The organism is Kitasatospora sp. LaBMicrA B282, assembly GCF_050325825.1.
In the GTDB taxonomy this organism is placed as follows: domain Bacteria; phylum Actinomycetota; class Actinomycetes; order Streptomycetales; family Streptomycetaceae; genus Kitasatospora.
This window is the reverse complement of sequence record NZ_JBNQTI010000006.1, coordinates 1-22,966: the sequence shown is the minus strand read 5'-3', so window position 1 is coordinate 22,966 and position 22,966 is coordinate 1. Positions and strand designations below refer to the sequence as shown.

At 71.1% G+C, this 22,966-nt stretch carries 22 protein-coding genes and 1 pseudogene; 3 read left to right on the top strand and 20 right to left on the bottom strand.

Annotated elements, in window-relative coordinates; genetic code table 11:
- Positions 1–12: 12 nt before the first annotated feature.
- From ACQRUO_RS03070 to ACQRUO_RS03015, 12 genes and pseudogenes are all read right to left on the bottom strand, one after another.
- On the bottom strand, positions 13–1,368 hold the full coding sequence (locus tag ACQRUO_RS03070; RefSeq protein ID WP_428314109.1) for a DnaB-like helicase N-terminal domain-containing protein: 1,356 nt from the start codon (positions 1,366–1,368) through the stop codon (positions 13–15).
- Positions 1,368–1,559 (bottom strand): hypothetical protein, encoded by a 192-nt coding sequence (locus tag ACQRUO_RS03065; RefSeq protein ID WP_428314108.1) that lies wholly within the window; start codon positions 1,557–1,559, stop codon positions 1,368–1,370. Before ACQRUO_RS03065 ends, ACQRUO_RS03070 begins: the two co-directional genes overlap by 1 nt.
- 67 nt (positions 1,560–1,626) lie before the next feature.
- Positions 1,627–2,250, bottom strand: coding sequence for a hypothetical protein (locus ACQRUO_RS03060; protein ID WP_428314107.1), 624 nt, complete (start codon positions 2,248–2,250; stop codon positions 1,627–1,629).
- Between the two features lie 4 nt (positions 2,251–2,254).
- Positions 2,255–2,491 (bottom strand): hypothetical protein, encoded by a 237-nt coding sequence (locus ACQRUO_RS03055; RefSeq protein WP_428314106.1) that lies wholly within the window; start codon positions 2,489–2,491, stop codon positions 2,255–2,257.
- Between the two features lie 144 nt (positions 2,492–2,635).
- Positions 2,636–4,427 (bottom strand): annotated as a pseudogene (locus tag ACQRUO_RS03050) (type IV secretory system conjugative DNA transfer family protein).
- Positions 4,428–4,528: 101 nt separating this feature from the next.
- On the bottom strand, positions 4,529–4,945 hold the full coding sequence (locus ACQRUO_RS03045; protein ID WP_428314105.1) for a hypothetical protein: 417 nt from the start codon (positions 4,943–4,945) through the stop codon (positions 4,529–4,531).
- Between the two features lie 31 nt (positions 4,946–4,976).
- Positions 4,977–5,372, bottom strand: coding sequence for a hypothetical protein (locus tag ACQRUO_RS03040; protein ID WP_428314104.1), 396 nt, complete (start codon positions 5,370–5,372; stop codon positions 4,977–4,979).
- Positions 5,373–5,401: 29 nt separating this feature from the next.
- On the bottom strand, positions 5,402–6,037 hold the full coding sequence (locus ACQRUO_RS03035; RefSeq protein ID WP_428314103.1) for a hypothetical protein: 636 nt from the start codon (positions 6,035–6,037) through the stop codon (positions 5,402–5,404).
- 35 nt (positions 6,038–6,072) lie between these two features.
- Positions 6,073–7,347, bottom strand: coding sequence for a hypothetical protein (locus ACQRUO_RS03030; RefSeq protein WP_428314102.1), 1,275 nt, complete (start codon positions 7,345–7,347; stop codon positions 6,073–6,075).
- Between the two features lie 171 nt (positions 7,348–7,518).
- Entirely contained in the window at positions 7,519–8,016 is a 498-nt protein-coding gene (locus ACQRUO_RS03025; protein WP_428314101.1) for a hypothetical protein, read from the bottom strand.
- 27 nt (positions 8,017–8,043) lie between these two features.
- Positions 8,044–8,802 carry a hypothetical protein gene (locus tag ACQRUO_RS03020; protein WP_428314100.1) on the bottom strand — a complete coding sequence of 253 codons (759 nt, stop codon included), beginning with the start codon at positions 8,800–8,802 and terminating at the stop codon, positions 8,044–8,046.
- 191 nt (positions 8,803–8,993) lie between these two features.
- The gene (locus tag ACQRUO_RS03015) at positions 8,994–9,611 is read right to left on the bottom strand and encodes a hypothetical protein (RefSeq protein WP_428314099.1); all 618 of its coding nucleotides are present in this window, start codon (positions 9,609–9,611) and stop codon (positions 8,994–8,996) included.
- Between the two features lie 609 nt (positions 9,612–10,220).
- On the opposite strand from ACQRUO_RS03015, the gene ACQRUO_RS03010 reads away from it, so the two are divergent.
- Positions 10,221–10,556, top strand: coding sequence for an effector-associated constant component EACC1 (locus tag ACQRUO_RS03010; protein WP_428314098.1), 336 nt, complete (start codon positions 10,221–10,223; stop codon positions 10,554–10,556).
- Positions 10,553–12,763, top strand: a complete 2,211-nt coding sequence (locus ACQRUO_RS03005; protein ID WP_428314097.1) for a caspase, EACC1-associated type — start codon at positions 10,553–10,555, stop codon at positions 12,761–12,763. The genes ACQRUO_RS03010 and ACQRUO_RS03005 overlap by 4 nt, the downstream gene beginning before the upstream one ends.
- 1,184 nt (positions 12,764–13,947) lie before the next feature.
- Here ACQRUO_RS03005 and ACQRUO_RS03000 read toward each other — a convergent pair.
- The 8 genes from ACQRUO_RS03000 to ACQRUO_RS02965 form a co-directional block, all read right to left on the bottom strand.
- The gene (locus tag ACQRUO_RS03000) at positions 13,948–14,283 is read right to left on the bottom strand and encodes a hypothetical protein (protein WP_428314096.1); all 336 of its coding nucleotides are present in this window, start codon (positions 14,281–14,283) and stop codon (positions 13,948–13,950) included.
- 19 nt (positions 14,284–14,302) lie between these two features.
- The gene (locus ACQRUO_RS02995; protein ID WP_428314095.1) at positions 14,303–15,808 is read right to left on the bottom strand and encodes an ATP-binding protein; all 1,506 of its coding nucleotides are present in this window, start codon (positions 15,806–15,808) and stop codon (positions 14,303–14,305) included.
- Positions 15,809–15,833: 25 nt separating this feature from the next.
- The gene (locus tag ACQRUO_RS02990; RefSeq protein WP_428314094.1) at positions 15,834–16,283 is read right to left on the bottom strand and encodes a DUF6238 family protein; all 450 of its coding nucleotides are present in this window, start codon (positions 16,281–16,283) and stop codon (positions 15,834–15,836) included.
- A gap of 37 nt (positions 16,284–16,320) precedes the next feature.
- Positions 16,321–17,793: an SCO6880 family protein gene (locus tag ACQRUO_RS02985; RefSeq protein WP_428314093.1), complete on the bottom strand. Its 1,473-nt coding sequence runs from the start codon at positions 17,791–17,793 to the stop codon at positions 16,321–16,323.
- Between the two features lie 66 nt (positions 17,794–17,859).
- Entirely contained in the window at positions 17,860–19,290 is a 1,431-nt protein-coding gene (locus tag ACQRUO_RS02980; RefSeq protein WP_428314092.1) for an SCO6881 family protein, read from the bottom strand.
- 28 nt (positions 19,291–19,318) lie between these two features.
- Positions 19,319–20,026: a hypothetical protein gene (locus ACQRUO_RS02975; protein WP_428314091.1), complete on the bottom strand. Its 708-nt coding sequence runs from the start codon at positions 20,024–20,026 to the stop codon at positions 19,319–19,321.
- Positions 20,026–20,334 (bottom strand): DUF6112 family protein, encoded by a 309-nt coding sequence (locus ACQRUO_RS02970; RefSeq protein ID WP_428314090.1) that lies wholly within the window; start codon positions 20,332–20,334, stop codon positions 20,026–20,028. Before ACQRUO_RS02970 ends, ACQRUO_RS02975 begins: the two co-directional genes overlap by 1 nt.
- 84 nt (positions 20,335–20,418) lie before the next feature.
- Complete coding sequence (locus ACQRUO_RS02965) at positions 20,419–21,561, bottom strand: C40 family peptidase (protein WP_428314089.1); 1,143 nt, start codon at positions 21,559–21,561, stop codon at positions 20,419–20,421.
- A 562-nt stretch (positions 21,562–22,123) separates the two neighbouring features.
- On the opposite strand from ACQRUO_RS02965, the gene ACQRUO_RS02960 reads away from it, so the two are divergent.
- A complete protein-coding gene (locus tag ACQRUO_RS02960; RefSeq protein WP_428314088.1) occupies positions 22,124–22,879 on the top strand; it encodes a DNA-methyltransferase in 756 nt (251 codons plus the stop codon).
- The last annotated feature ends 87 nt before the right edge of the window (positions 22,880–22,966 follow it).

Sequence of the window (22,966 nt, the reverse complement as noted above, 5' to 3'; positions counted from 1 at the left end):
ACGGGTCGATCACTACTGCGGCCTCGGGCCGGGCGCTGAGCAGCTTGTCGAGGTTGTGGTGCAGGTCGCGCAGAACGTCGGCGCAGAGAGCCGGGTCCAGTCGGTGGGCGTGGTGCGCATGGAGACTCCATCGGTAAGGGCGGGTGGCGAGCGGCAGGTCGTGTGGGAGGGCAGGCGGTGCTGCGGCGGGGCCCGGGAACGGGGTGGGCCGGGCTGCCGCGGTGAGGCCGACGGGTCGGCTGCACGTGGCCTCATGGGGTCGGTGCGCGCTACGGGGAGCCTGCGGTTGCCGGGTTTTCCTTGCGGGCTTCGTGCCAGTGCGGCGCTGACGCGAGCCGCCTGGTCCGCCAGCGGCTGCTGAGCGGCAGGCGAGAGGTCCTTGCTCCAGCGGGCTCGGACGTCGTCGAGTGGGCCCAGGGTGTGGAGCGCGTGGCCGATCAACTGCCCCGGAGTAAGGCGCTGGTCGTCGGCATGGGCGGCGATCTGCAGCGCGGCGCCGGCCGCTGCGCGGGTGAGGGAGGAGCGCAGCAGCTGCTCGCCGAGCCACTCGGCCGAGCCAGCTGCCCCATCGCCGAGGAGGGGAGTGGGCTGTTGCTGGGTGAGCGTGCCGTCGGCCAGCAGGCCGCGCCGTTGCACCTCCCACAGGACGGTGACCGGGTCGATCGCCTCACCGCGGTGGTGGAGTGCACCCACGCAGCGGTAGAGCTGGCCGTGACCGGGATCGGCGAAGTCCTGGGGACGCAGCCAGTCGAAGACCTCCTCGATCGCTCCGCCCCGGTTGACGAGCAGTGCCAGCAGGAACTGCTCGTCTTCCAGTTGGGCCGCCGGCACCGGCGCGACGGCCGGGGCAGGGGGTTGAGACGTGCCGGGCGTCGGGGCCTGGGTACGGGGTTGGGTTCCCCAACGCCGGGAGAGGTCGTCCAGAACGGCGGCCAGGACGTCGGCTTGGGCGAGGGTGCCGTCGATCTCACGCTGCCCGGTGTCCTCCCGGGCGATGGCCAGGAGGCGGGCCGCGTGCTCGGCGACGGTGCGGTGGATAGAGGCTTCGAGGACCATCCGCCCGTAAACCGGCGCGTTGGCGGGACGGGGGCAGGCGGCGATGAGGGTGTGCGGGTAGGAGGGGGTGATCCCGCGCACGTGCCTGCCGGCCTCGGCGGCCGTGGCGGTCAGCCACTCCAGCGGCACCTCGCCCTCGGCATCGAGCACAGGCTCACCGTCGTCACGGAGCTTGCGCAGCGCGCTGAACAGCGCCCGGTGAGCAGGCCGGTAGAAGTCGCGCGGCTCCAGCCAGTCCAACCGGGAGAGCTGGCGGGGATCGATCAAGATCGCCCCGAGAACGGCCTGCTCACCCGTGAGCAGCGGATCCATCACCGCCCCCGCCGGGGGCGCTTGGCCTGCCGGGAGCGAAGCTGCTCGACGGCCCGGTCGGCCGCGGCCTTCGCCGCGGCGAAGCGGTCCAGCTCCCCGGTGAACGAGGGGTCGGTGGCAAGGACGGACCCCTCGCCGACGATCAGCCACCACTGGCCGCCTCGCCGGACGACCGGTGCTCCAGCCAGCACCCGCGAACGCCGCGAGCGGGGCGAAGAGTTGTTGTGCATGGTGAGTCCCGTTTTCTGAAGGGGAGGTTCAGGCGGCAAGGTCGAAGCCAGCGGTCACCGGGGTGCCGGAGCGGCAGGCCCAGGGCGAGCAGCCGTCCGCATCGCCGCTCTCCAGCTCGGCATCCGCGATGGCGTCGAGAATGTCACCCTGGCGCCCTGACCACTCGTGGGCCGTGACCCGGTCGATCGGAGCCTGGTCGAGCGGGCGACGCGAGCGGTGCAGGTAGGCCTGTCCCAGCAGCGGAGTACCTTCCGCGGTCGCCCTGGCGTTGCCCGAACGGATCGCCGCGTCGAAGGCGACGACGTCACGCCACTCCTCGGGCGAGCCGTCGCGCAGCTGACGCCACTGGGCGTTGCCGTGGTACGGGCACCCCAGGCAGGCCGACTTCGGGGTGGATTCAAGGCCGCGCGAGCGCAGCAGCCGCAGGCAGTCCGAGCGGGAGAAGCCGTGCTCGATCAGCGGGAAGCGGTTCTTCATGTAGGCGACGTCGGCGTCCTTGGCACGGTGCACCTCGTCGGTGCTGATGCCGATCCACTGCTCGACGAACACCGCGGCCGGCACCCGCTGCGGGTGCGGGTACCCGAGAAGCGCGCGGACCTTCTCCTTGATCGGCCGGATCTTGTACTGGCCTGTGCACTGCCTACGTGACATCCCGTCACTGCCTTGGGGGGTTGAGGATGTGCAGCGGCATCGAAGCGAAGCGCTTGCTCGGGTCGAGGGCGTCGGAGCGGATGTTGCCGGAGGACACGCGCAGGATCGGGATCCCGGCGGGGGCGGCGATCTCCCGCTCGATGCGGTCCAGGTGCTCGTAGACCGCGCGCGGCTCCCAGCCGGTGTCGGCGAAGATCGCCGCATCCAGAGGCGGCAGGTGGCCCTCAGCGGCCAGCAGCAACAGGGATGTGCTCTGAACCCCAGCGCCAAGTGACAGAACTCGCAGGGAAGGAAGGGAAGTTGTACTCATGAAGGTGTCCGTGGGGTGTGAGGTGGGGCGGTGCCGACCGGCGCGGTGTGCGGATCGGCACCGAGGGAGAGGGGGTCAGGCAGTGAGGCCGAACTGATCGCGGCCGGGCGCGGTCTTCGCAAGGGCGCGCTCGGTGATGGCCTGGGTGGCGCGGGCGGAGGCCGGGCCGATCTCCTTGGCGGAGAGCTCCTTGTACCAGGGCTTGAGGTCGAGCATCGCCACCCGCATGCCGGTCGCGAACAGCAGGACCTTGCCCTTGGGCAGCGATCGGATCTCGTCGGGCGGCAGGATCCGCTCGGTACGCATCGACACCGAAGTCGACTTGCCGCTGTCGGAGTTGGAGACGGAGACGGTCTGCACCTCGTGCTCGCCGATCTGTCGGGAGAGCCGGTCGGCGAAGTCCGCGTCGTCGATGCCGCTGCCGATGACCTTGACGGTCGCGGCGGACCAGAGGGCGTCCATGCCGGCTTCGCCCCAGCAGCGCTGGCCCTGTCGGTAGGACTGCAGGATGGTGATCGGGATAACGCCCCGGCTGCCCAGGTGGGAGTACAAGTCCGGCAAGTCGCTGATCTTGCAGACGTTGGCGGCCTCGTCCAGGACGCACAGGGCGGGCGGGTCGAGTCGGCCCCCGTTGCGCTCGGCGACGATGACGGCCGCGCGCATCACCGCGTCCGCAGCCGCCGCGATGATCGCCGACGCGCTGCCGCCGCCGTCCTTGGAGAGCAGGAACAGCGTGTCGCGGGAGGAGGCGAAGGCGAAGGGCTGGAACTGCGGCAGGCCGGGGGTGGGGGTGACCCAGGCGGCGATCTCGGGGTCCAGCAGGCAGCTCGCGTACTGGCGCGCGGTCTCGTAGATGCCGTCGCGGGTCTCGGTGGCGCCGGTGACGGTGCCCTGGAGCTGGGCGGCGACCGCGTGGTGGCCGGCGTCGGTGAGCAGGTCGACGGGGGTGCGGTCGGCCGGGGAGGCGAGCCAGGCCAGCACGTCGGTGATCGGGCGGCGGTGGCTGGCGGCGGCCAGGAACAGTGCGCCGAGGGTGTTGGCGGCGGCGGTGGACCAGAAGTCGGAGCCGCTGGACTCGTCCACGGAGGCGGTGACGAAGTGCCCGGCCAGGCGCTTGGCGCCGGCGAGGTCACGGGCGTCGGCGAGGATGTCCCACCACATCTCGCGCGGGTGGTGCGCGATCTGCTGCGGATCCAGGGTCCAGACCGTGCCGACCTGCGCGCGGGCATCGACGCACGCGGTGTAGGCGTCGTTGGCGGCCTTGTTCGACGTGAGCAGGACGGGTCCGGGGGCGGCGAGGATCGCGGGGATCGCGATGCCGCTCGTCTTGCCGGAGCGGGGCGCCATGATGGCGACCATCACGTCCTCCCAGCTGGCCCGGACCTCGGCCCTGCCGGGGGAGAGGGTGCCGACGAGGATGCCGCGGTCAGCGGGTGCGACCTCTTTTACACTCCCGGCCGTTCAGGCTCGGGCGCAGGCTCTTCGCCTTCTGCGTGATCTCCTTGTCCAGGAGCGGGGCGAGGTCCGCCTTGCGGGCAAGGCCGCTCTTCGTCCCGGCGCGGTGGCGCAGCCACAGGACGAGCGCGGTGATGGTCAGGGCGAGGGTGAGGGCGCCGGGGACGATGCGGGCGCCGACCAGGACGGCGGTCGGGCTGAGGTGCGGCCACACCTGGTCGGGGTGCAGCAGCGTGTCGGTGACGCGGAAGGGGGCCCAGGGGCCGGAGCCGACGAGGGCGTTGGTGGTGTTGCCGGTCAGCCAGGCGATAGCGCCGAAGCCGAGAGCGGCGCCGAGGATGCCGAACAGGAGGTAGAGGAGTGCGTCCGTGCCCGTGTTGGTGGACGGCGCGCTGGTGCGCTGAGAGGGCAAGAGAGGTTCCAAGGAGGTGCGAGCGGCCAGTGGGCGGGGCGCGCTCGGCTCTCGACCGGATCACGGGGCTGGTCTCCTTCGAGGCGGGGTGGCTTAACGTCTCAGCGCATGCGGCCGGTCGTACGGGTGACGGCCGGCACGGCTGCGGCGGGCGGCTGGCCGGTGACGGCCCCGGCCGAAGGGGATGTCTGGCGGGCGGCGCCGAGCCGCTCCTCGTCCGGCAGGACGATGCTGTCGATGCCGACGACCAGGTCCGGCTCGATGGCGACCCGGTAGCCGGCATCGTCCAGCCAGCCGGCTGCGCCGGACGCGGCGGTCAGCTGGTCGACGCGGGGCCGGTCCGGCGGGAGGCTGTAGGAGGCGGGATTGCCGGGTTCGGGCAGGGCGGTGAAACCGAACTGGCGCAGGGTGTGGCCGATGTGGGCGGGGGCGTCGGTGCGGCAGTCGGCCCAGATCCGGCCGTCGCCACCGCGGTAGATCTCGACGTCGGTGCCGTAGTCGTCGGCGAAGTTGCCCATGGAGGTTCTCCTTTGAGGGGGTGAGGCGGGGTCAGCGGCTACGCCCGACCGGGCGTTCTGGTGCCGGTAGCGGAGGCTGCTGCACGGGGGCGTTCGGGCTAGCGACAGTCGTTGGGGAGGTGGCGCGGGCTGCGGCAGCCCGCCGCTCGCCTGGCTCGATTCGGCCTGAGCGCAGTTCTGGGGCGAGAGCCACGAAGTAGCCGAGGCGATCCAACAGGGTGGCCGCCATGCCAGCGGCGAGCTGCTGCTGCGGGGTGGGAAGGTCCGGGGAGAGGAGATAGAAGGAGCTGCTTCCTGGTTCTGGCGCGAGGGTGAAGCCGCACAGGCGCAGGACCTCATCGACCTGCTCTCCGTCATGGGGGGCGACGGTGGCCTGGACGAGGCCGTCGGCCAAGCGGACGATCTCGACGTCGTCGTAGAAGTTCACGGTGCTGTTCACTCCGTTCGGTGGTGCCGCTACCGGGCGCGCCGCGGTTGAGGCGTGGGTGCCTTGCCGGGCGGGGCGGCGGTGTCCTGGCCGGCTGATCCGAGGCCGGGGGTGGTGGGGGAGGTGGCGAGAGCGGCCCGGTGGCGTGCCTCGTGTGGGTCCGTCCGCCCGGATCCCATGACGTCGTGCAGCAGTTCACGCGTGCGCAGGACCTGGACCTTGTCGTGATGCCGGGCATCGGTGACCTCGATGGGGCACTCGGCGATGCCACTGAGGGCTGTGTCGAGGTCCTGGTTGGCGAGGCCCAACATGTGGTGGGCCGTGGCCAGTTGTGTCCAGACCACGAAGGCGGGGTTCGCGTGCGGGTCCGTGAAGTCGAGGCGGGCGCGGGCCCAGTCCGCTGCTGCCGCGACCAGCTCGGTCAGCTGGGTCAGCGGGCCGATCAGCGCGCTGGTCGTCTCCTCGATGATCGCCGCCACGTCGTGCGGGTGCGCGTCCTCCTCCAGTCGCGCGACCATGCCCGGCAGCGAACGGGGGTCGGCGGACGGCGGCGGGATGTAGCGGATCTGGAGCGGCGGGTCGACCGGGGCCTGACCGCTGTGGGCGAGGCGGACTTTGTGCTGCATGGCGGCGCCGACCGCTTCTCCGATGGACGAGTAGGGCATCGAGGCTCCTGAGTGTGGGACGGGGAGGGAGGGTGTCAGCGGCTGTGGCCAACGGGGCGGCCGATGGCGGCTGGTGCCGGCGGCCTTGTGACAGGAGCGGTGCCGGCGCGCAGGCCGAGGGCCACGGCAGCAGGGGAGGCAGCGAGTGCCGCGCGGGTGAACGGGGTCGCGTCGTGAGCCGCGGCCTGGTTCTGCCGTGCGAGTTCGCGCAGGTCGGGCGGCGCGCCGAGGGAGCGCAGGTCGCCGATGGCGTCGACGAGTTCCGCTTCGGCGTTGTTGATCCAGTCGGCCGCGATAGAGAATCGCTCGGACAGGTCGTACTCGTCGGGGTCCAGGTCGGTGACGCGCTCGGCTGCCGCCTCCAGTGCTTCGCGCAGGCGGGGCAGGACGCCGTCGTCGGGGTCGAGGAGCTGGTCGAGCGCCTCGGCCGCCTGGGCTGCGGTGGTGGCGCCGCGGATGCGGTCGGTCAGCTGGAGGACCGGGTGGCCGGCGGCCTTCAGCCCGCCCGGATCGGTGGGCGTGGTCACCGGCCCGCCGCCGAGCTTCGGGTCGAGAGCAACGGTGTACCGGGCGGCACGCAGCATCTGGGCCGCGTGGGCGGCGATGGCGGCGCGTTCCTCGGGCGGGGTGCTGGTCGGCAGGCGGTGGCGGCGCCCGAGCCAGCCTTCGAGTTGCTGGAATCCGGCGTGCCGGAGCAGGCCGGCGGTGAGGTCGTCATCAGCGCCCCGCACGGAGATGGCCCCGCTGGGTTCGACGGCGATGGTGATGAGCCTGGGCATGGTGACCTCCGGCCGGGCGGGGGTGAGGGGTTGGGAAGCGTGGCCGAGTTCGGTGGCGATGCGGTGGCACTCGGACTGGAGACGGAACGCGTCGCGGTAGGAGCGGTGCAGGTGGCCGTCCTCGCGGACGGTGGTGGCGATGATGTGCACTGTGCGGTCCTGGTTGCGGATCGCCGCCCAGCGGCAGCCGCCCGGATCGCCGTCGGGCGCGAGGCCGGCGGTGGCCACCAGACGGCGTGCGACATCGGCCCACTGGGCGTCGCTCAGGTCCGGGCGGCGGGGATCGGAGCGCACCGAGCACATCCACAGCGGCCGCTCGGGCGCCAGCGGACCGAGCCGCACGACCGGGACCTCAAGAAGCCCACTGCCGAGCACCTGCCCCGGGTCGCCCGGGACGGCCACCCGGGCGTTGTCGGATCGGCATTCGGCAGCGATCAGCCGAGGCCGAAACGCGTGGCCCGACTCACCGAGCCGGTCGAACGTGGGCACCAGGGCGGCCGTGGTGGCGGCGCGCTGCAGGTGGACGATCACGGCAACCCCTTTCTGGGTCGATCGGGTCGTCGGCCCGATAGGCCGGGCGACGAGGAAGAGGATCCGCGGGATCCGGGGTTTGGCCCGGCCGCCGATCGCTGATAGAAGCCCGCCACCGGACCCGGACCCGGAGCCGGCAGCCCGGCCCGGCAGCGGGCGACGCTCTTCCGCTCACACGAACGGGTTCTCGGTGGGCCGGTCGACGTCCGTGGCCGCCGCCAGCAGCTCGGGCAGGTCACCGGGCTCGCAGGTCCGCTGGTCGATCCACCACCCGGCCCGGGTCACCGTGCGGGCCTGGCCCTCGACCTGTTCCCAGGCGGACTCCGGCATGCCGCCGTCCAGGACGAGCGCGCTGTAGGCCGCGGCCAACACCTGGTGGCGGCTGCGGATGCCCCAGGCGATGCCACGCTCGGTGCCTTCCAAGGGCGGCATCCGGTACTGCTCGGACCAGGCCTGCGACTCGGCCTGCTCGGCGGCGCGCTTGGCCTCCAGCCACGCCTCCTTGCCGGCCTCGTCCTCGTCCTTCCCCTGGCGCCAGCAGTCGGTGCACTCCTGCTTGGCCAGCCACTCGGCGAAGCCGGCGCGGCGGTCGGCCGGCCGGTCGCCGAGGTTGCGATCGGTCTCGTGTCCGCAGGAGTGGGTGATCTGCCAGATCGTCTTCACGGCCATGTCGATTGTTCCTTCGGGGTGGGGTGGTCAGCGGGAGCGGGCGAAGGCGATGCGCGGGTCGATGGCCGCCGGCGGCGGGCCGGCAGGCACCACGCCGGGCGACGCGGCGGGCCCGGGCCGGTGCGCGAGGGCCGCCTCGTCGACGCGGAACTTGCGCGTGGTGAACGCCGATTGGTGGGCCTGGCTGCGATGGGCGGCGACGTCCGCGGCCAGATGCGGCTGCACGGCCACACGTAGGTCGCCCGCAAGGTGCATGGCCGCAGTCGCGGACGTCAGACGCTCCAGTGACTCGCCTCGGCCGACCGTGGAGGGCAGGGTGTACACGTCGAGCGGGTGGTTGAACTGCCAGCCGTGGGCCTCAAGGAGCTCGCCGCCGCGCTCGACGGCGTTGATCGTGTCGGCGGTGGCGGCGACGATGCCCAGACGCGGGTGCTCGGCGAAGGCGACATCCGGGGCGGGATCAGGCGCTTGGGGGCGCTGCTCTTTGGCCGCCTCGGGCCGGGAACGCGCCGCTGCCTGTTCGGTGGGCGGCTCGTGGGCCAGGGCCGGGTCGGTGTCGACGCGGTAGCCGGCGCCGTTCAGGAGCCTGATGGCCCAGGCGGTGCGCTCGGCGGGTTCGCGGTGCTGATCGGTGAGCGCGTACAGGTCCGGGCGGCCGGGCAAGGGCTGGAACTCCAGCCTCTCCAGCATCCATTGGGCGGCAGGTGACCGGGTGGGGAGGGTGGCGACGATGCCGTGCTCGGGGTGGCGCCCGATGGCGACCTCGGGCAGCTGGGTGGCAGGCATGGTGGGGCTCCGCTTCGTGGGGAACGAGTGGTTGGCGTCGGGGGTGAGCGGAGCGGTCTGACCGGGTGCTTCACGGTGGTGGCCTTCCTGTTGTTAGCGGCGGGGGCCGCGGGCGACGGCCGGTGCGGGTGGCGGGGCCGTGTCGATCGGTTGGCCGGCTGGCGTGCCGGTGGTGGGGGATGTCGCGCGGGCTACGGCCGCGCGGTCCGTCGAGGCGCTTGTCGCGTTGCGCTGAGTAGCGGCGAACGCGGGGTGGCTGGCGTTGCGTTCGGCGAGGTCGCCGCGCGGTGCACGGATCTCCCGTCGAGCCTGTCGGTGATGTAGCGCAGCCGGGCGGCGTAGTGCGGATCGGAGGCGGTGGAGCCCAGTTGTTCCCGCCAGGTGGCCGAATCGGTGAGAGCGTCGATCGCCTGGTCAAGGACGCCGTGTCCGGGAGTGGTCAGCAGGCTCAGTGAGGCGGCTACCTCGTCGGTGTGCCGCGCGTGCTTGATCGCCTCGGGGAGGCCGGTCAGTGATCGTGACGGGGACTTGGGGTGGGCGGGGGCGGTCAGGCGTTCGTGGCCCACGCAGTGGTAGCCCTCGGCCTGCAAGCGGTCGACGGCGTGCGTCACCGCGGCTCGGTGCTCGATGCGGTCCATCTCGGCGGGCAGCCGGTGGTAGAGCCCGTCAGGCGTGACGACGCTCTCGAAGCCGGCCAGGTGGAGCGCGGAGTAGAGGCTGCCGAGCTGCCTGGGCATCGTTCCCGGACCGTAGACGACGGCGGTGACGCTCTCGCGCGTCTCGGCGAGCTGGACGGTGACGGGCTGCACGGCAGTCTCCTGCGAAGGACGGGCCCCAGGGGCCTGGTGAACGGGGGCGGGGTTGAGGATGTCGGGGATCTCGGGCTTGGACCGGCCGCGAGAGGGTGGTACAGCGGCCGGTCACCGGCTCGGACGGCGTCCTTCGGGACGTGACGGGACCGGTGTTGCGGGGGCCGGTCCACTGTGGCCCTGGAGCTGTCCGGTGCGCGTGGTGGCCGCCCTGACCTGCTGGTCCCGGGCGGGGAGCGGCTGGCCGATCCTCGGTGTGAGGTGGGTGGCGAGGGCCACGAGTGGCCCGTCGGCGATCTCCAAGGCGCTCGTCCGCGCGGGCATCATGGTGCCCATGGACGCGAGCGAAGCCGACGCACTGGACCTGGACGAGGTCGGCGAGGACGCCGATGACCTGTTCGGCGAGGACGACGGGTACGAGTGGGTGGAGCGCTGAGCCGGGCGTCGTCATCACAGGGGAGGGGAAGGGCAGTAGCCGGCAGTGCTGTTGGGGCACCCCCGAACACCACGCGTGGCTCCACGAGTCGACCACACACGGCAAGTACTCGTACTCTCCTGGCGGCAGATATTTTCAGGGTCCGTAGATCCAGAACACAATGGGGTGCCTGCATGAGCGTTGAGATCAAGGTCTACCTCACAGACGGCGGCGACATCAGCTCGCTGCACGCCTGGCTGGAGGACGTGCCCCAGGTCGTCGCAACACCGGTGCCGAGCCCGTCGCGCCCCGGTGAACAGGGCGGAGCATGGGACTTCCTCAGCGTGCTCTGCGGCACCGGCGGTGCGGTTACCGTCACGCTCAACGCCCTGACCGCCTGGATAGAGTCGAAAACAACCCAGGCGAAGGTCAAGATCGGCGAGGTGGAGGTGGAGCTCCGCGGACCTGATCCAGAGGCGTTGGCGCGGCTGATGGAAGCGGCCAGCAAGGCGGCCGAGATCAAGCCATGAGCGGCATCGACTTCGCCCAGTCTCGGGCGATTCTGATCGGCACCGCCCACTACACCCACGGGCTCACTGAGATGCCCGCCGCGCGAAACAGCCTTGCTGCCATGACGGACCTGCTGACCGGGCCGCTGTGTGGCTGGCCGGAATCCCGCATCACGGTGCTCCTGGACAGAACCACGCGCGACGGCGTCATGCAGGAGATTGCCTCGATTATCCACGACAGTACGGATGTGCTGCTGTTCTACTATGTCGGGCACGGGCAGCTAATGGCTGGCGAGCATCTGGGCATGGCATTGGTCGACACCCACGCCGAGCCGAAGATGCGCCACAGTACCTCCCTACGCTTGAACGACGTGCGAACTGAGCTCAACTGGTGCAAGGCCCGGGTGAAGGTTATGATCCTTGACTGCTGTTTCTCAGGTCTGGGGACTAGGAACACCCAGGGGGCAGGAGTAGCCGACCAGGTCAAAATAGCCGCGAAAGTAGAGGGCGCCTACACGCTGACCGCCTCGCGCGCATCGCAAAGCGCGATCTATGAGGACGGCCCAGCTGGCTTGACCTACTTCACCAAGATCTTTGCTCGGGTCGTGCGTGGCGGCATCCCTGGCGCAGGCACAGGGCTGACTCTGGCGGACATCCACAAGGAGGTAGCCGCACGCTTCCTGCGCTTGGATCTACCGGACGGTCAGGTTAGGCCCGAGCCGAGTGTGCTGAGCGTAGATACTGCCGAAGAATTCATCTTCGCCCGCAACACCAGCGCCGAAACCGATCATCCGACACGGCCCGTCAGTGACCCGAATGCCGAGACCAAGGCGGCAATGGGCGCAGTGGAGACATCGACCAAGCTCGTCCCAACTACTGCCGAGGAAATCCTCGCCGAGGCCGCAGTTGTGGCACGCGGCATCAACGAACCGAAGGACCGTTCCCGATCGTTGCGGATGATCGCATCTGCTATGGCCGAGTGGAATCCCGACACCGCCGAGCAGTTGTGCGACGAGGTCATACAAGTGGCCCGTACCATCGAAGACCCCGACGACCAGGCCCATGGCATGTTGTGGACCGTAGCTCCTTTGGCCAGGCTGAATCCTGTCAGGGCAGAACGCCTGGCCCGTTCCATCGAAACTCCATATCCCTTAAGCCGGAACATGCCATTGTCACTGGTTGCTGCCGCGGTGGCCGAGCAGGACTACGCCGAAGCCTTGCGCTTGGCCCACTCGATTGACGATCCGGATGATCAGGCTCAGGCGCTGGGAGGTGTCGCTGAAGCCATGGCCGAGCGAGACTCTGCCGAAGCTCTGCGCCTGGCGCGCACCGTCAACCACCCCTTCCACCGGGGCAATGCGCTTCAAAAGATCTTCCAATTCGTAACCTGGCAAGACCCCGCCAGTGCAGAACAGTTGGTAGGCACCATTTTTCGGCCAGAGGGCCGGAGCCACGCGTTGCAGAAGGTTGCCGCCTCGATGGCCGAGCGCAACATAGCCGAAGCCGAGCGTATCGCCGGCGGCGAGGCTCTCGCGCTGCTGAAAATCGTTGAGGTCGTGGCCAAGCGAGACGCTGCCGAAGCCGAACGCCTGGCGTACCTGATCGACCACCAATCCCTCCGGGACAAGGCGCTTCAAGCCGTTGCCGGTACCATGGGCAAAATGGACACTCGCAGGGCGGAGCGTCTAGCCCATGCCATCAGCGATCTGGAGGGGCGCAGTTGGGCGCTGCTGGCGGTGGGCAAGACGGCGGCCGAGCGAGATCCCTCGGCGTCCAAGGAGATCCTCCTCGGGGCCAACCACATGGCACGCAGCATCAACAGGGGCGACAGAGGGGACATAATTTCTTCTTTTATCGCAGGCGCGCTGGGCGCGGTGGACCGCGCGGAGGCCGAGCGTGTGGCCCGCGCCATCAAGAGGCCGGGCTACCGGAAATTAGCATTCAACCACATTGCGCGTGCGCAGGCGAAGCCGGATCCGGCCGCAGCCGACGAGGTAGTCAAGCAGGACCCAGCCGTGGACGTACGGCTGGCACGCACCATTGGCGACCCACAAAATCAGGTTAGGAAATTGCTTGAAATCGTCCAGGCTCTACCCCGCGCCGATGAAAACGTTGAGCATGCGCGGATGCTGAGGAACCGGGGTGCCGACTACCACGAGATCGCCGCCAAGACTGGCATCCCGACCCCCCTCCTGCCCCGCTTCCTCCCGGGAGATCCACTCGATTGAGCCGGCGGCTCACCAATCAGCGCGTACAGGGAACTTCAGTCATCCGTGCAGGCGGCTTTGGAGACGGCCAGGTTCATCTTCCACGTCTTCGCCGTCGGCAGCCGGCCCGTCGTCGCCACCCTCGAGATCATCCAGGCCGCCCGCAGCCTGCTGCCCAACCCCGAGCCAGTCGATGACCTCGATCGCCCGCCTGCTCGGCGTGGGCCCCGGCACCATCTACAACCAAATCCCCGATCTGAAGGAGCTGCGCGGGGATGGCCGCGCGGCCAGCACCTGGCTACAGTCCCCAGTAGTGACGCGGCGGGACTGGTGTTTCGGGGGCAGGCCCGCTGTGGCTCTGGAGCCGTCCGGTGCGCGTGGTGGCCGCCCTGACCTGCTGCTCCCGGGTGGGGAGCGGCTGGCCGATCCTCGGTGTGAGGTGGGCGGCGAGGGCCACGAGTGGCCCGTTGGCGAGCTCGAAGGCGCTCGTCCATGCATGCTGGTTGCGCAGGTCCTCGGCGTGTTGCCAGACCTGGTCCGGCGTCGGGGCCGCTGGTGGTGGCCTGCACGTTCTGCCACCAGCTGCGGACATCCTGGAGGCGGGTGAGCGCGTTTTCGGTGCCGGACAGTTGTCGCAGGGCGGGCGCGATGGCCGGGTCGTGGTGGTCCGCGGCCACGGTTGCGGCCCGGATGCCGGCCACGAGGTGTGGGCCCTGGTCGATGAGGGTCTCGATGCGGTGCCAGGCGGCGCGGTTGCGGTCGGCCTCGGAGTCGAAGACGACGGCCTCGGGATGGTTGCGCCAGGGCGAGTCGGGTGCGGGGATCCAGGTGGTGCTGAAGTCCTGGATGACCTCGAAGGAGTGGGCGACGGCGCTCGTTCGCGCCTGCCAGGGGGATTGCTGGTAGCGCGGACCCAGAGCGGTGGTGATCTCGCAGGCCACCGTGGCCGGCGCGGTGCCGGCGGGCAACGACAGCGGAGTGGGTACCTCCGCGGCATCCAGGGAGGACCAGTGGACAGCATCGGGCCGGGCGAAGCCGACCAGCAGCGGGGAGTGCTCGCTGAGCCGGATGGCGAGGAGGCGTTCACCGGTCGGGCCGGTCAGGGCGAGGGCGGTGTGCGGGGCGGTGGCGATGTTCCACGGCGGCGTGCCCCAGCCCCACGTCTGGTCCCGCAGGTCGGCGAGGTCCCGGCCTGGCCTGGTGCGTCAGGGCTGGATGGACCAGCCGGGCAGGTGCTCGGTCAGCTCGGTGCCGAGCGGTGAGTCGGGTATGGGCTGGTCGGGTCGATCTGGCAGGGCCCGGCCGCGCTCGTCGAAGTACACCTGCACGTAGACCTCGTGGTCCTGCGGTGCGGTGTTGAAGGCGCCCGGTCGGAAGATCGCCAAGGTGGAGGCCCAATGTCGTGCGGTTTGCTCGGTCTCGCTGAGGACGAGCTGCCAGTCCGAGTCGGGGTAGGGGCGTGAGTCGTGCTGGGCGGCGAGCAGCTGCTCGAAGGCGGCGTAGTCGACGCCGGTGAGGTGGGTGTGGTCGAGGTAGGTCACGGGAGTTGGTGCTCTCTGTTCAGGCGGCGAGGCGGAAGTCGGTGTCGTACAGCGGCTTCTCGCGGGGGTGGAGGAGGTGCTGGACGATGAAGGACAGGCCGGCGACCTTCCACAGGCCCCGGCCGCGAGTGAGAGCGGCGATCGCCTGGGCTTCGACTCCGGTGAGGCCGAGCAGGGCCATGGCGGCGGGGATCTGGTCGGGCTCCTGGCGGTAGATGATTCGCGTCGAGCAGTCGGCGAGCAGGCCCTCGGCGAGGACCCGTCCGCGCGATCCGGCATCGCCCGCGGACAGCAGGTCGGAGAGACGGTGCAGGATCAGCAGGTTGGCGATGCCGAGTCCGCGGGAGAGCTTCCACTGCTGCTGCATGCGCTCCAACAGGCCGACGTGGCGCATGATCCGCCACGCCTCGTCGTAGATCACCCACCGGCGGCCGCCGTTCGGGTCGGCGAGGGCGGCCTCCATCCAGGCGCTCGCGCAGGTCATGGCGAGGACGAGCGCGGTGTCGTCGCCGCTGCTGCCGAGGCGGGACAGGTCGATGGAGAGCATCGGCGCGCTCGGGTCGAAGGTGACCGTGGAGGGGGCGTCGAACATGCCGGACAGGTCGCCGTGGACCAGGCGGCGCAGGGCGTGGGCGAGGTCGTCGGCGGCGTGGCCGAGGCTGCCGGCCTGTCCGCCGAGGGCGGCATCGAGGCGTTCGGGTCGGCCGAGGATGTGTGCGATGTCGCCGAGCAGCGGCACCGCGCCGGCGCCCTGGGCGTCGGCGACGGCCAGGTCCAGGGCGATGTCGAGGCCGGTGTGCTCCATCGGCAGCAGGTCGCGCTTGAGGACGGTGGCCGCAAGGCTCGCCAGCAGCAACAGGCGGCGCTTGCGGACCTCGCTGGTCCAGTCCTCCTCGCTCACCCCCACCGGGCGCGGCGGCGCATCCAGCGGGTTCAACCTGCCCGGCAGCCCCGGGCCCAGGGCGATGGTCTGGCCGCCCAGCTCCTGGGCGAGGCCGGACCATTCACCCTTCGGGTCGGACGGCACGTAAATCCTGTACCCGTGGGCGATGGACCGGAGGGCGATCGACTTCGCCAGCGCCGATTTGCCCATGCCGATGACCCCGCACAGGATCCCGTTGGGGTTGGTGAACCCCTCGATCCGCCCGGAGTTGTAGAGCGAGAACGGGTCGAAGCAGAACGCGGCCTCGGCGTGCAGGTCACGGCCTATGAACATCCCCTCCGCGCCGAGCCCGGCCTCCGCGAGGAAGGGGTAGGCGCCGCCCGCGACCGCGGTGGTCATGCGGTGCGCTGGCAGACGCAGCTTGCCGCCGCGGGCGGAGGCGGGGCCCGGCCGACCGGAGAGCGGGTAGGTGGGCTGCAGCTCGGGGTCGGCGCCCTCATGCTCGCGCTGCTCGATCGGGGCTGCCACACGGCGAGCCTGAGTGCGGGCCTGGGCGAACTTGGCGCGGGCGGTGCGCTGTTGGGCGCGGGTGCTCTTGCGCGGGACGAACAGGAATGAGGTGGTGGCGCGGTTCCTGGGCATGATCACGATTCCGAAGTGGTCGGGTTCAGTGGCGCATGAGGCCGGTGAACGGGGTGTGCAGGTCGGTGGGGGTGGTGCGGCGGCGCACCAGTTGGGCGCTCTCCTGGTGGCGCCGGCAGATGGTCAACTCCGGTGCGCCTTCGGGCAGGCGCGCGCGGCACGCGTCGGGCTCGGGGACCTCGCCGCTGCCGGGGCGGGGAGCGCAGTGGTAGGCGGCGTGGAGGTGATCGGCGGCCTGCCACAGGCGGGTGCGGGCGGCCTTGAGGTGGTCGCCCTCGACCGGTAGCAGCGGGCTGGTGCGCTGGGTGTGGGCGTCCAGCAGCCGGTGGAGCACGAGGAGGTGCTCGTGCAGGGCGTCCAGCTCGGGGCGGGAGGCGACGAGCGGGCCGGTGTGGACGTTGAGCGCGCGGTGGAAGTCGATCGCGGCGGTCGCATGACGCAGGTCGTCCTGCGCGGCGGGGGTGGTGGCCGGCATCGGGGTGCTCTTTCGGGTGGGGGAGGGTGGGCCGGCATCAGGCGGCGAGGGCGAACGGCAGCGCGCAGGCGGTGAAGGCGGTGGGCTGCTGCCAAGTCAGTTGGCGCAGGTCCAGCTGGGCGCCGACCGCGGCGGTCTCCACCACCGCGCAGGCGGAGCGCAGCTCGTCCTCGGTGTCGGCGCTGACGGTCAGCAGACCGGTCAGGGCGACGTCGGCGTGGCCGGCGATGAGCTGGCGCTCGCGGGTCTGGATGTCCTGGTACTCCACCGAGTCGGCCTCGGAGGACACCTGGCCCTTGCGGGCACGCTCCGCGGAATCCGCGATCACCGAGGCCTTCTTGCGCTGCACGTCGCGCATCGCGGAGTTCAGGTCCTTGGGCTCGTAGGAGAGGGAGATGGTGCGCCGGACTCCGGAGGCGAAGAGCACCTGGTGCAGGAAGCCGGGGTTGACCTCGGTGCGGGGCCAGTTCTCCACCCAGTAGGTGGTGTGGTGGGCGGAGTCGGTGCTGATGTGGTCGGCCTTCTCCACCACGACCACCGGACCGGCGGCGGCAGGGTCGGCGGCCGGGCGTCCGTCGGGCGACCAGCGGTCCAGTGCCGCGCGGGACTTGGGGTCGTATGCGGTGCGGGCTACGGCCGCGATCTCGGTGGCGGACAGCCAGCCGGCCGGGCTCAGGCCCGCGGTGCGCGCGGACTGCTCGAACGAGGACGTCAGCTGGGCGAGTACGGCAAACCCGCCTGTGAGGCCGCCTCCGGCCTGGTTGATCAGCCGCCTCGCGGCCTTGAAGTCCAGGGCCACGGCGACGTAGGACTCGTGCGGGGCGGCGGCCGGACCCGCGTTCTGGATCAGCTCCCCGTACAGGGCCCCGGCCAGCCGGGCATCGGGCCGGCCGTGCTCCTCCCAGTAGCGGCGAAGCGCGTCACCGGAGTCGGGCACGGTGCGCTCGATCACCTGGATCCGGGCGACCTGCCCGGTGCGGGCGAGGGCGGCCAGCGCCCGGCCCCAGGCGTTCACGTTGGCGTTCTGCGTGCCGGGGTCGAGCAGCGCATACGCGCGGGAGGAAACCTTGACGATCGCGGTCAGGGTGCCGGCGTGCGGGTCGTGGACGGCGCCGTATCGGCGGTCGGGGGCGGTGACCACACGCAGGCTCGCTGCCGTGCCGGGCAGGTTGAGCAGGCCATCGCGCACCGGCCTGGAGGCGGGGCGGGCGAGCCAGATCAGCTGGCCGCGCAGCCGCCGCAGCGCGAACCGGGTGGCGACCGGGGTCCAGTCCGCGGGGGTGCGCCCGCGGTAGCGGACGAACACGAAGGCGGCGACCGCGGCCCACAGGGGCAGGAGCTCGACTGCGCCGGTGACGCCGCGGGTGGTGAGGACGGCGAGCAGCAGCAGGCCGGTTGCGGTGACGGCGATCAGCTGCGAGGCGCTCAGGCCCAGCAGGATGCCTCGGCGGCTGCGGTGGGGGAACTTGACCGCTGCAGGTGCGGCGTCGGGGGTGGGGCTGGAGGACATCGGTGATCCAGGGTGGGTGAGCGGGCGGGCGGCGGGCTGCCGCCCGCCCCAGGAATGGGATGGTGGTCAGGCACCGGGCTCAGCGGGGCGGTTCGGGTAGGTGAACCGGACCGGTTCCGGTGTTGGTGCTCCTGCCGGCGGCGGGCCGCCGACCGCAGACGCGGGCGGAGTCGGCGCCGGTGCGCTCGGGGCCGGTGAAGCACCACCTCCGGCGGGAGCGCCGGGCTGAGTCGCTGTGATGCCCTGGGTGGCGGGCACAGCCGGGGCCGCCTGGCTGGCGGAGCCTTCCTGCCCACCTCCGTTGCCGGAGGAGGCGCGGGTGATCAGGTTCGGGATGCCGGGTCGGGTGACCAGGGCGCGTCCGCGGTCGCCGCCGGCACCGGTGTCCTCACCGAAGCGGAAGTTCGTCGGCTGCTGGGTCGGCCCGGCGTCGATGCCTTCCTTGCTGATCCGGCCGCCACTGGGGTCGATGCCGGAGGCCACGCCGTCCGAGCCCATGCCGGGGACCTGGCCGGGTCCCTGCGGTGCGGGAGCACCGCCACCGCCGGCGCGCATGGCCAGGCTGCCCGCGGTCTTCGCAGCCGCAGCCGCGACCGCGACACCGGCGACGCCGGTGCGGTGCAGGTCGTCGTGGCCGCCGCCGTCGGTTGCCCAGTGCACGAACTTGTAGGTCGCGTAGGGGCAGAGCAGGACCAGGACCATCACGACGATGCCCGCCATCGCGTCCGACAGGGCGCCCAGGCCGTCCTTGGCGTCGGACTGGCCCATTGCCGAGACCCCGACGAGGAACACGATCGTCATCAACAGTTTGCTGACCACGAGGGTGGCGGTGGCCTCGATCCAGCCCCGGCGCCAGCGCCGCGTGACTTCCCAGCCGCCGCCGGCTCCGGCGAACACGGCCAGGGTTACCAGGATGAGCACGCCGACCTTGCGGGCGACCATCACACCCCAGTACATGAACGCCCCGATCGCGCAGCCGATGGCGACCACCGTCGGGATGACCCAGCCGAGTTGGAACATCGCGCCGAGTTCGGAGACCTTGACGATCCGTCGCACGGCGTCGCTGACGGAGGTGCCGGCGGCCTTGAACAGTCCGTCGCTCAGGGCGTCGACCACGGTGACCGCGACCGCGGTGAAGGAGACGGCGCAGAAGGAGAACAGGACGCCGGTCATGGTGCCCACCGCGGCTTGGGCCAGGGCGCGATCGTCCCTGCGGTAGGCGGCGAAGATGAGCTGCAGGCAGAAGAAGCCGACGGTCAGGGCCAGGCCGATGGGCAGCAGTAGCTCGTAGTTGTTGCGGAACCAGGGCGCGCTCAGGTCGATGGTGGTGGTGGCATCGACGGCCTGCGCCGCCAGGTCGGCGGCGCTTGCGGCCAGTTCGCCCATGCTCTTGGCGATCCAGGCACCGATGCCGTCGGTGATGGCCCCGGCCGGATTGCTCGCGAAGTCGACGGCGCCGCAGACGGTGCTCATCAGCGGGAGGTCGCAGACTCCCATAACGGGTTCCTCCTCTCGAAGTTGGGGGTCAGGGCGCGACGGCGGGCAGGACGCCGACCAGAGCGCAGGGCTGGGAGGGACGGCACTGGACGGCCAGGGTCGCGGTGCGGGTCTCCGCACCACCGGCCGGCGTGCCGTTCCAGCCGATCGACTGCCGGCCGGTGACGGTGACCGCGTACACGTACGCGGTGGTGATCGCACCGGGATCGGCCTGCATGGCCTGGGTGAAGGAGGCCGGGAAGTGCACCTCGTCCACGCCGGCGGCGGCGTACTGCCCGTTGTCCGCCATCCGCCCCCACAGCACTGGCGAGGGGACGAGCGCGTCCACCGACCCGGGGTCGGCGTACTTCATCTCCCCGGTCAGCCAGCCGTGGAGGGCGGCCAGCAGCTGCGGCTGCGAGTACGCGCGGGTGTCGTAGGACCACAGCGCCACCGCCGCGGCCTTGCCGAACGCGATCGGATCGCTGGTCGACGGCGGGACGGGCAGCGAGGCGCGAGCACCGGACGGCGCCGCGCCGGGGGAGCTGGGCGAAGCGGACGAGGAGGCCGGGAGGGCGGCTGGGCTGGTCTGGGCCAGCGGGGCCTTGGCGGAGGCCCGGTTGCTGCGGGTGAGGTGGGCCACGAGGCCGGCCACGGCGACCAGCACCAGGAGGACGGCGGTGCCGAGCAGCGCCCGGCGGCGCACACGCGATGCGCCGCCGGACCCGCCCGCGGAGAAGGCGGAACGTTTCTGCATCAGTGGACCTGACCGCCCAGCCCGGAGAAGAACGCCACGATCCCGTTGGCTGCGCCGATCAACAGCGCGGCCCCGGCGGAGACGAGGACGCCCTTCTTGCCGTTGGCCTCGGCCTGGTGACCGCCCGAGTGGTGACCCCAGGCCCACACTCCGGCGCTGACGGCCATGGCACCGACGATCGCGATGATTGCGAACAGGTTGATGCTGCCCATCACCTCCTTCAGGACCGCGAGGCCGGGCAGGCCGCCCTCGTTCGGGGTGATTCCGGGGTCATAGGCCAGCTGAACGGCCTTGTCGGCGAGAAGCATGCCGAGCTCCAGTTCGAATATGGGCACGCGAAGGCGGCCCGACGGGGAAGGAAAAAGGGGGAGGGGGAGGGGAGAACGCGCCGGTCAGACGACTCGGCGGGCCGCGAGAATCTGCGGCTTCCAGTCGGCGAGAGCCGAGATCTTGACCACGTCACCGGTGTGCGGGGCCTGCACCACGAGGCCGGACCCGATGAACATCCCGACGTGGTCCGGGGCCTGAGCCGTGCCCTCGATGAACAGCAGGTCGCCCGATTTGAGCGCGTCGGGTGAGACGGGCTGGCCGTCGGTGACCTGCTCGTAGGTCGTCCGGCCCAGGGTGACGCCGGCCGCTCGGTAGGAGGCCTGCATCAGTGCCGAGCAGTCGCATCGGCCCATCGGGTCCGGGCCGTGCGGATCGGTGCAGGTCCCGCCCCACTGGTACGGGGTGCCGAGCTGGCCGAGCGCCCAGCGAATCGCGGTCTGCACCTGCGGCGGAGCATCGGCCGGGATCGTGTAGCCGGCCGGCAGGGTGCCCGCCGGGAGGGTCCCGAGCACGTCGGTGCCACCGCCAGTGGTCGAGCAGGCGCCGCCGGTACTCGGTGCTGGGCTGCCCGTGGTGGGCGAGCTGGACGGAGCTGGACTCGGAGAGGATCCGTTGGACGGTGCGAGCAGCGGCGTGATGGCCTGCTGCAGCGCGGTGGCCAGGGGCTCCCACGGGGCGTAGGCGTCCGGGTAGCCCGAACGCTGCACCGCCTGGGCAGCCTCAGTCACGGTCATCGACTCCCAGCCCGGCACCTGCAGCAGCGCCGAGTAGAACTCGGTGCTCGCATGAACCGGATCCAGGATCTGCTCCGCTGTTCCCCAGCCCTGTGAGGGCCGCTGCTGGAACAGCCCCAGGCTGTCGCGGTCGCCGGAGGTCAGGTTCTGCAGCCCGCTTTCCTGCAGTGCGGTCGACAGGGCCACGATCTGCCCCCGCGCCGAGACGTGCATGGCGACGCCGGTGGCCACGATCGCCTTCGCGTTGGGCACCTGGTGTGCCGGGTCGTCCAGCCCCGGCACGGACACTGAGCTGGTGCTGCCCCCGGCCAGGATCGTCTGCACCTGGGAGGCGACCGCCGAACTGTCCACAGACTGTGGACTGCCCGTGGAGCAGGAGGCGGAGGCGGTGCCCGCGGTCGCCATGAGGATCGGCCCGGCCAGCAGCAGCGGCGCGGCCAGCACGCCGACGACGGCAACGGTCTTCTTCATCGCCGGCACCGATCGCCGGCACCGACAGCAGGACAGGGAAGGGTGGTTGGGTGGTTCGGGGCGTGCTGCATCGCAGCGGCTCCTCGGAGGCTGTAGGAGGCGCGCTGCCGGCTCTCGTGCGAAGAAGCCGCCGGCACCGCGCTGGTAGTGAAACCGCCCTCGCTCAGGGCGGGCCCGGGTCACGGGAGTTGGTAGCTCCCGGACGCCGGTCTCGGGTCACGCGCGGCAGCCGGCCGCGCTCGTAATCTCAGCCGAAACACAGCACTCCTCAAGGCAGGCAAGGACGGGGACGTGATCCGCGCACGCTCCCGCCTGGACAGGGCAGCACGGATCAACACGCACCGGGCCCGGCCGAGTTGGCCTGCTGCCCGGTTGGCATGGCAGGACAGTAGACGCGAAAGACGGCCGCACCAAACGAGCCCCTGACCAGGCCGATCACCCCGACGCCGGCCGTTAGGTACGGCCGCCGATCGCCGCTACCGTCCCGGGCATCCCCGCTCCCGGCGGCCGCCGCCAGGCGCCGCCCGGAGCGGGTCCAACCCTGCCCGCAGAAAGGCCTCCGATGTACAAGCTCCACCGAGGCGACGCCCTCACCGTGCTCAAGACCCTCCCCGACGAGTCCGTCAACGCCGTCATCACCGACCCCCCGTACAACTCCGGCGGGCGTACCAGCTCCGAGCGCACCAGCCGCGACGCCCGCGCCAAGTACGTCACCAGCGGATCAGCCCACGACCTGCAGACCTTCCCCGGCGAGAACCGCGACCAGCGCGCCTACCGCTCCTGGCTCACCGACCTGCTCACCGAGTCCTACCGGGCCTCCACCGAACACGCGGTCGCCATGGTCTTCTCCGACTGGCGTCAGGAGCCCACCACGAGCGACGCACTCCAGATGGCCGGCTGGACCTGGCAGGGCACCATCCCGTGGATCAAGCCCGCCAGCCGGCCCCGCAAGGGCGGCTTCAAGCAGTCCGCCGAGTTCATCATCTGGGGGACCAAGGGCACCCTCGACCACAACCGGGACCTCTACCTGCCCGGCCACTTCAGCGCCTCCCAGCCCCGCAAGGACCGCCTCCACATCACCCAGAAACCGCTGGAGATCATGCAGCAGCTCGTCCGGATCTGCCCGGAGAACGGCACCGTCCTCGACCCCTTCACCGGCAGCGGCTCAACCGGCGTCGCCGCCCTGTGCGAAGGCCGGCAGTTCGTCGGCGTCGAACTCTCGCCCCACTACGCCGACATTGCCGAACAGCGACTGTTGCAGACGATGCAACAGATTCGCACTCAGGACGACTTCGTCCTCGCCGGACCGGAAGCCTGACCATGAGAACCACCACCAGACCCGGACCCGACCACCGCCTGCCGACACAACGGAAGGGCGGCTGGAGCACCACGCTCCAGCCGCCCT

Excerpts from the sequence above, each read along its gene's own strand:
- ACQRUO_RS02965 (WP_428314089.1), bottom strand. The coding sequence starts at position 21,561 with ATGAAGAAGACCGTTGCCGTCGTCGGCGTGCTGGCCGCGCCGCTGCTG.
- ACQRUO_RS02960 (WP_428314088.1), top strand. The coding sequence starts at position 22,124 with ATGTACAAGCTCCACCGAGGCGACGCCCTCACCGTGCTCAAGACCCTC.
- ACQRUO_RS02975 (WP_428314091.1), bottom strand. The coding sequence starts at position 20,026 with ATGCAGAAACGTTCCGCCTTCTCCGCGGGCGGGTCCGGCGGCGCATCG.
- ACQRUO_RS02980 (WP_428314092.1), bottom strand. The coding sequence starts at position 19,290 with ATGGGAGTCTGCGACCTCCCGCTGATGAGCACCGTCTGCGGCGCCGTC.
- ACQRUO_RS02970 (WP_428314090.1), bottom strand. The coding sequence starts at position 20,334 with ATGCTTCTCGCCGACAAGGCCGTTCAGCTGGCCTATGACCCCGGAATC.
- ACQRUO_RS02995 (WP_428314095.1), bottom strand. The coding sequence starts at position 15,808 with ATGCCCAGGAACCGCGCCACCACCTCATTCCTGTTCGTCCCGCGCAAG.
- ACQRUO_RS03025 (WP_428314101.1), bottom strand. The coding sequence starts at position 8,016 with ATGGCCGTGAAGACGATCTGGCAGATCACCCACTCCTGCGGACACGAG.
- ACQRUO_RS02985 (WP_428314093.1), bottom strand. The coding sequence starts at position 17,793 with ATGTCCTCCAGCCCCACCCCCGACGCCGCACCTGCAGCGGTCAAGTTC.
- ACQRUO_RS03020 (WP_428314100.1), bottom strand. The coding sequence starts at position 8,802 with ATGCCTGCCACCCAGCTGCCCGAGGTCGCCATCGGGCGCCACCCCGAG.
- ACQRUO_RS03010 (WP_428314098.1), top strand. The coding sequence starts at position 10,221 with ATGAGCGTTGAGATCAAGGTCTACCTCACAGACGGCGGCGACATCAGC.
- ACQRUO_RS03035 (WP_428314103.1), bottom strand. The coding sequence starts at position 6,037 with ATGCCCTACTCGTCCATCGGAGAAGCGGTCGGCGCCGCCATGCAGCAC.
- ACQRUO_RS03070 (WP_428314109.1), bottom strand. The coding sequence starts at position 1,368 with ATGGATCCGCTGCTCACGGGTGAGCAGGCCGTTCTCGGGGCGATCTTG.
- ACQRUO_RS03045 (WP_428314105.1), bottom strand. The coding sequence starts at position 4,945 with ATGGGCAACTTCGCCGACGACTACGGCACCGACGTCGAGATCTACCGC.
- ACQRUO_RS02990 (WP_428314094.1), bottom strand. The coding sequence starts at position 16,283 with ATGCCGGCCACCACCCCCGCCGCGCAGGACGACCTGCGTCATGCGACC.
- ACQRUO_RS03005 (WP_428314097.1), top strand. The coding sequence starts at position 10,553 with ATGAGCGGCATCGACTTCGCCCAGTCTCGGGCGATTCTGATCGGCACC.
- ACQRUO_RS03060 (WP_428314107.1), bottom strand. The coding sequence starts at position 2,250 with ATGTCACGTAGGCAGTGCACAGGCCAGTACAAGATCCGGCCGATCAAG.